This is a genomic window from Gemmatimonas sp., assembly GCF_041689975.1.
Taxonomy (GTDB): domain Bacteria; phylum Gemmatimonadota; class Gemmatimonadetes; order Gemmatimonadales; family Gemmatimonadaceae; genus Gemmatimonas.
Map to the genome: position 1 here is coordinate 35,250 of NZ_JBDNFF010000280.1, position 6,448 is coordinate 41,697.

Annotated in this window: 7 protein-coding genes and 1 pseudogene; 2 read left to right on the top strand and 6 right to left on the bottom strand. The window is 66.1% G+C overall.

Annotation, left to right across the window (positions count from 1 at the left end; all coding sequences use genetic code 11):
• Nucleotides 1-7 precede the first annotated feature (7 nt).
• Nucleotides 8-874 (top strand): creatininase family protein, encoded by an 867-nt coding sequence (locus ACESNG_RS17225; protein WP_373060448.1) that lies wholly within the window; start codon nt 8-10, stop codon nt 872-874.
• Here ACESNG_RS17225 and ACESNG_RS17230 read toward each other — a convergent pair.
• From ACESNG_RS17230 to ACESNG_RS17250, 5 genes and pseudogenes are all read right to left on the bottom strand, one after another.
• Nucleotides 769-1,044 carry a DUF6702 family protein gene (locus tag ACESNG_RS17230; RefSeq protein ID WP_373060450.1) on the bottom strand — a complete coding sequence of 92 codons (276 nt, stop codon included), beginning with the start codon at nt 1,042-1,044 and terminating at the stop codon, nt 769-771. The two genes, ACESNG_RS17225 and ACESNG_RS17230, sit on opposite strands and share 106 nt — an antisense overlap.
• Nucleotides 1,041-1,313: a hypothetical protein gene (locus ACESNG_RS17235; protein ID WP_373060452.1), complete on the bottom strand. Its 273-nt coding sequence runs from the start codon at nt 1,311-1,313 to the stop codon at nt 1,041-1,043. The genes ACESNG_RS17230 and ACESNG_RS17235 overlap by 4 nt, the downstream gene beginning before the upstream one ends.
• Nucleotides 1,310-1,885, bottom strand: a complete 576-nt coding sequence (locus ACESNG_RS17240) for a HupE/UreJ family protein (protein ID WP_373069969.1) — start codon at nt 1,883-1,885, stop codon at nt 1,310-1,312. Before ACESNG_RS17240 ends, ACESNG_RS17235 begins: the two co-directional genes overlap by 4 nt.
• Before the next feature lie 53 nt (nt 1,886-1,938).
• Complete coding sequence (locus tag ACESNG_RS17245) at nt 1,939-2,769, bottom strand: NAD+ synthase (RefSeq protein ID WP_373060458.1); 831 nt, start codon at nt 2,767-2,769, stop codon at nt 1,939-1,941.
• A 258-nt stretch (nt 2,770-3,027) separates the two neighbouring features.
• Nucleotides 3,028-3,864: pseudogene (locus tag ACESNG_RS17250) on the bottom strand (nitrilase-related carbon-nitrogen hydrolase); the annotation flags it as partial.
• A gap of 116 nt (nt 3,865-3,980) precedes the next feature.
• Here ACESNG_RS17250 and ACESNG_RS17255 point away from each other — a divergent pair.
• Nucleotides 3,981-6,056, top strand: coding sequence for a penicillin-binding protein 1A (locus ACESNG_RS17255; protein WP_373060456.1), 2,076 nt, complete (start codon nt 3,981-3,983; stop codon nt 6,054-6,056).
• Nucleotides 6,057-6,211: 155 nt separating this feature from the next.
• Here the strand turns inward: ACESNG_RS17255 and ACESNG_RS17260 are convergent.
• The coding region (locus tag ACESNG_RS17260) for a hypothetical protein (protein ID WP_373069971.1) at nt 6,212-6,448 on the bottom strand (237 nt) is incomplete at its 5' end.

The following is a 6,448-nucleotide window of genomic DNA, read 5'->3' on the forward strand; positions in this document are numbered from 1 at the left end:
CGTTGGCGTGCTGGACGAACAAACGTGGCCCGCGATGCGCGAAGGTGTGCGGCCGGTCGCGCTACTCCCTTGCGGCGCCACCGAGCCGCACAACACCCATTTACCGTACGGTACCGACATGATCATGGGGCGCGAAGTGGCGGCGCGGGTCGCCGCCACCTGTGCCGCGCGCGGCGTGAACGTGGTGGCGCTACCGGCGGTGCCGTTCGGTGTGAATACCACGCAGCTCGACTTGCCGTTCACGACCAACAGGATGCCAAGCACGCAGCTGGCGCTGTTGCGCGATGTGGTGCGCAGCCTCGCACCGCACGGTGTGCGCGCGCTGGTGCTGCTGAGTGCGCACGGCGGTAATGAACTGCGGGCGTGGGTGCGTGAGCTGCAGCCAAGCACGCCGATCGTGCTCTCGATCGTGAACTGGTGGCTGGCCGGCGATCACGGCGTGTTCGACAGCGCCGGCGATCATGCGAGGGAGCTCGAGACGGCGGCGATCATGCACGTGGCACCACACTTGGTGGTGCCGGACCGCGACACGTGGGGCGATGGGCACGCCAAGCCCAGCGTATTCGACGGCGTACGCAGCGGCTGGGCATCGATGCCACGCCGCCGGACGCAGGTGACGGCTGATACGGGGGTAGGCGATCCGCGTGCCGCCACGGCCGAGAAAGGCGCGATACTCGTGGCGCAGGCGGTGGAGCGGATCGCGGCGTTCTGCGTGCAGTTGGCGGGTGCCGCCGAACGCCATATTGGCGGATCGGTGGGCTCGCGCGGTCAGCGCCGCAGATCGACCGTCTGCGCCGCCATGTCACCGTCGCCGAAGTACAGCGAGTGTCGCTTCTCGCCCGGCATCGACAGCAGTACCACGATGTTGGCCTGACTCGGAAAGAGCTCGGCCAACAGCGCGTTGCGTATACACAGACTCGTTGGTGCACGCCCGGCGCTGAACTGCAACAGGTACCAGTGCACGGTGCCGCCAACAGGGTCTTTATCTACGCCCTGTTGTACGAGCGATGCCCTGAGCGCGCGGCCATTGGCCGACACGCTCACCTTGGCGTTGAAGTACGCCGTGAACAGCGAGTCGCCTTCGGGTCGCGGTCGAGCACAAAGGCGGGGTGACGCGCATACGCGCGCAGCCCCTTCTCCAGATCATCGCTGAACAACCGTACCTTCCACATGAGCGCGCCGTTCTCGACCACGGCGCGCGTATGCGTGCTGTGCACCTCGTGCATGTCGCGCGGCGCGTGCCCCTCCACCTCGCCGCCGCCGAAGAGCACGGCGGCCAGCGTCAGCGTCGCCAGCTTCAACGGGGTGGTCACGACCAAGCGCCGAGGCGCTGGACCAACAGCATGAGCGCGAAACCACCGGTCACGCCCACCGACAGTTGTACCCACCGGCGCCGCTGCAGGATCGCCGGCACGAGCGCGGCACCAACCGCAAGCACAATGGAGAGAATTACGAGCTGACCGATCTCGAGCCCGACGTTGAACGCCAGCAGGGCCCCCGCAATGCTTTCTTCACTGCCCAGCAAGGCGCGTAGGTACGTGGAGAGGCCAAGCCCGTGAATGAGTCCGAACAGCAGTGCCACGCCATAACTCCGAAGCGTGATCGGATTCTCCGGCCGCTGCGGTGTGGCCGACGTATACGTATCGAGCGCCGTGAACAGAATCGTGACCGGGATCAGTGTTTCCACCAGCTGCGACGGCACGGACACGAGACGAAGCGTGGCGAGGGCCAGCGTAAGACTGTGACCGAGGGTGAACGCGGTGACCAGAATGGCGAGCCGTCGCCAATCTCCCACACCGAACGGAATCGCGAGCGCCGCCACGAACAGGATGTGATCGTACCCGGCCAAATCGGCGATATGTCGAAAGCCAAGTTCGAAGTACACGCGAAACTCGTCGAATATCGGTTACGCGAACGCGATCGGTGGCGCGAGAGCGCTCAGTAGTCCACCGGGCGCAGATACGATTCGCCGATGCCCGACTGACTCACCAACGCGGTTGCGGGCGGACGGCGCTTCCAGTGCGTGCCGTTGAGACGACGTGAAACGAGTGTGAGTTCGTCCAGCTGGAAACCGCGCGCGCGTAGTGCCTCGTGCGAGAAGCCGTGCAGCATGCCGTTGAGAATGTCGTCGGCACGGCCATAGCTGATACCGAGATCGCCTTCGTCGGTCTGTCCGGCGATGAGATCGGCGGTGGCCGGTTTCGTGATGATGATGTCGGGGACACCCAGGTGGCGGGCGAGCGCCCAGACTTGTGTCTTGTACAGGTCGCCGATCGGATTGATCGGCGGCGAATCGTCGGCGTGCCACGTGAAGTAGCCGAACAGGCGCTCTGTTTTGTTGCCGGTGCCGAGTGGCAGCGCGCGATAGCGGGCGGAGAGATCGAAGAGCGCGATCATGCGCATGCGCGACATGATGTTGCCGCGACGCGAGGCGTCGGCGTCCGGTTCAGCGGTGAGATAACCGTCGACTGCGGGACTGATATCGACGGTGCGTGACTCGATCCCGAGTGCGTCGATCACGAGTTGGGCGTGATCGAGCGATTCCGCGCTCGACGTGCGGTAGGGCAGGCGAATGCCGATCACATTCTCGCGGCCGAGGGCGCGTACCGCGAGAAACGCGGTGACGGCCGAATCGACGCCGCCCGAGATGCCGATGACCGCTTTGCCGAAGCTACGTCGGGTGAGTTCGTCGCGCAGGAAGCCTGTGAGCCATTCTTCCGTCAACGCGGCATCGATCGCCAACGGCGGCGGACCGCCGTGGTCGCGCATTTCGTGTCGGATCACCGGTAGCGATTCGGGGATGGCCCGCACGATCGAGTTGGCGCGCTGCAATGCGGCAGTGGGGACCGCGAACTCGCCGGTGGTGAAGCCGCGAGCCCCTCGGAGCAGATCGGCGGCGGCCGGTTCCGGCCCGTCGTACGACAGCGGCACCCACGTGCCGTCCTGCACACGCCGAATATTGTCGAGGACATGCGGTAACGCCACGCGCAGATCGCTCAGCAGCGGTCCGTCCGCACGCGCGCGCACGAGGTCATCGAGATCGATGGTGAGGGACATGAAAGACTCGTCCCACACCGGCGCGCGTCCACGCACGTCGCCGCCGGGGCCCACCAGATGCGACGTGCCGAAGAAGCGCTTGCCGCCTTCTGTGCCCACCAGATTCACGAAGCTCGTGTACACGCCCTGTTCTTCGGCGATGTCACGACTGAGCCGCTCCCAGCGGGCGGCGCTGTACGGTCCGGCCACGCCGTCGTTTCGGGGCCAGACGCCGCGGGCGGGGGCGGCCGACGACACGAACACCACCTGTGCGCCATCGAGCGCCGCGATCGTGCCACTGATCGAATGCCAGGCATCTTCGCACACCAGTATCGCCGCGCGTCCCCACGGCGTTTCGAAGGCCCGGATCTCGGTGCCGCGTTCCACGAAGCGCTCTTCGTCGAACAGGCCGTACGTGGGCAGATAATTCTTGCGGTGCACGTGCCGGATGACGGGCGGCCCGTCGTCGAGGCCGATGGTGAGATACGCGGCGCTGTTGTGCAGCGTATCGCGCCAGCGCTCGTAGAAGCCGATCACGATATCCATCGGCACGCAGTCGATCCCGGCCGCCGCGCACGCGGTGCGGTACGTGTCGTCGAGATCGTAGGCCAGGGCGCCGGCGGTGCAGGCGACCTCGCGGACGCCGCCTTCCACGAAGTAGCCGGAGAGCGCGGTTTCGGGGAAATGCACGACCTGCGGGCGCGGGTCGAGGGTGGAGGCTTGCGCGCACAAACGCCCGATGCGGGCGAAATTGGCGGCCGTGTCGCCCTTGCGGGGGGCGAACTGGCAGAGGGCAAGCGTCAGCGGACGAATCGGATCACCAGGCATACCTGAAAACTACGAGGATCAGCCCGCATCGACTACGGTCGCGTGCGGGTTTCAGGCATGAAACGGCGGAACGGGGTCGGCGTACCGGGTCGCGGTCGCACGTGTACAATTCCCCCATGCGTCCTCTGAAGTCCCGACTCGAACGATCGTGCATCCGACTGGCGACCATGGCATGGATGCCGCTCGCGCTGGCCACCCTACCACTCGGCATGGCGGCGCAGCGGGCACCCGGCGCCACCGGCGAGGCGTGGCAGATCATCACGCCGGCGCAGGCCACGTTGGTGCTGGGGCGGGACGGATCGCTGATCGGGGAGCTGGGCAAGGGGCGCCGCACCAACATCGCGCTGCGCTCGCTGCCCAAGTTCGTGGGACATGCCTTCGTGGCCGTGGAGGACAAACGCTTCTATCAACATGACGGCGTGGACCTGGTGGGCGTGGCCGGCGCGATAAAAGATGCGGTGACGAAGGGCAATCTCCGCGGGGCGAGCACGATCACCCAGCTGCTGGTGGGCAACATGCATCCCGATCTGATTGATCGTCGTGATGTGACGGCTGGGCGCAAGCTGCGTGAGCAGCAGGCCGCGCGTGAGATGGAACGCCACTACAACAAGGAGCAGATCCTCGAGGCGTTCCTGAATCAGATCTCGTTCGGTCGCGGTTCGTACGGTATCGAAATGGCCGCACGCCAGTTCTTCGGCAAAGGCGCGGCCGATCTCACGCTGGCCGAAGCGGCGTCGCTGGCCTCGATGCCGAAGAGCCCCGTGCAATACGACCCGGCGCGCTATCCCGACCGCAATCGCACGCGACGCAACACGGTGCTCGCGCTGATGGCGGAGCAGGGCTACATCAGCGCCGCGCAGTTGGCCGCCGCTCAACGCGAACCCGTGCGCACGGTCACGTTCATCCGTTCACCAGCGCCATGGGTGGTCGACGTGGTGCGCGTACAGGCCGAGCGCGCGGGTATCGCCGTGATGCAGGGCGGGTACCGCATTCACACCACCATCGACGCCGCGTTGCAGCGGGCAACGCAGCAAGCGCTCAGCAGCGGGCTCGACGAGATCGAAACGCGTCCCGGATTTCGCGGCCAGCGATGCGCTCGAGTGGCCGGCGATACCCTTGCCGCGCCAGCGAAGGCGGCGAAAGTCGAGGCGTGTCTGGAAGGCGCGGCGGTGGTGCTCGATCCGACCACCGGTGACGTGCGGGCGCTCGTGGGTGGCCGTGACTACGCGCGGTCTTCGTTCAATCGCGCCGTGGACGGCAATCGTCAGCCCGGCTCGAGCTTCAAGGCCTTCGTGTACGCTCAGGCAATCGCGCAGGGGCTCACAGCCAACGCCATGGTTGCCGATACCGCGCTGCGCATCCGGCTCGACAACGGGCAGTACTACAGTCCCGACAACGCAGACAACGCGTTCCTCGGCGCGCTGACCGTACGAGAAGCACTCACGAAATCACGAAATTCGGTGGCGGTGCAGCTCGCGCTCACTGTCGGCATGGACTCGGTGATTGCCCTTGCGCGCCGGGCCGGTTTGCGCGCGCCGATCTCACCGTATCCCTCGAGCGCGCTGGGAGCGAGTGTGGTGCAGCCGCTCGACTTCGTGGCGGCGTACGCGACGTTCGACAACGGCGGTGTGGCCATCGAGCCGCGATTCGTGCAGCGCATCGAGGATCGCAGCGGACGCACAGTGTTCACGCCGCTGATCCCGCCGCCACGGCCCGCGATGGACCCGCGGGTGGCCTTCATCATGCGCGACATGCTGCAGGACGTGGTCACCCGCGGCACGGCTACGGCGCTTCGCAAGATCGTGCCGGCACGCATCCCCGTGGCCGGCAAGACGGGTACGACGAACGACAATACCGACGTCTGGTTCGTGGGGATGACGCCCGAGCTGGTGACGGGCGTGTGGCTTGGTTTCGACAAGCCGGCCATGATCTCTCCGGGCGCCGTGGGCGGAACACTGGCGGCGCCGATCGCCGGACAAATTCTCGCGGCCGCGTATGGAAATCGCGCCAGCGGGATCTGGACTCCACCGCCTGGCGTGGTGCCCGTGGAGCTCGATCGGGCCAGCGGTCAGCCATCAAATGCGACGACGCCGAGCGAACGACGGTACGTCGAGTGGTTTATGGCAGGCACCGAACCGGGAGCACCGGTGTGGCCGTGGAGCTTGTTCCGGTTGGGACCGATCGGGTATTGAGCTGAGAGCTACTGACTAGGCCGCTAATTAGTGCATAGTGCTGTCATGCGGCATACTGCACGTGCTGCTCGTGCAACAGATTCTGCATGATCTGCGGGTGCTTTTGGCAGCGGACGAGATGTCGGCGCACGGGAGCCATCCTCTCGGCCACAGCATCACGCGAACGTCCGCCTTGTTCTCTGCCACGAACAGTTTCGCGAGACGCGAAGAACAGCAAGAAGGATCGATACGGACATCACGCCAGCGGACCTGGGCGCGCCGAACCACCACTCCTGTGGTTGCTGTGCTTCGCGGGCCTTCGCGATCTTCGCGGACTTCGCGCGAACGGCGGTGCGTGCGGCTGCTTCGGAGCTGTCGGAGAGTCGGCAGGTTCGCGCGAAGCTCGCGGAGCA

What these genes read in the sequence shown, in the direction of transcription:
- ACESNG_RS17245 (WP_373060458.1), bottom strand. Translation starts at nt 2,769, where the DNA reads ATGCGCGACCACGGCGGTCCGCCGCCGTTGGCGATCGATGCCGCGTTG.
- ACESNG_RS17255 (WP_373060456.1), top strand. Translation starts at nt 3,981, where the DNA reads ATGCGTCCTCTGAAGTCCCGACTCGAACGATCGTGCATCCGACTGGCG.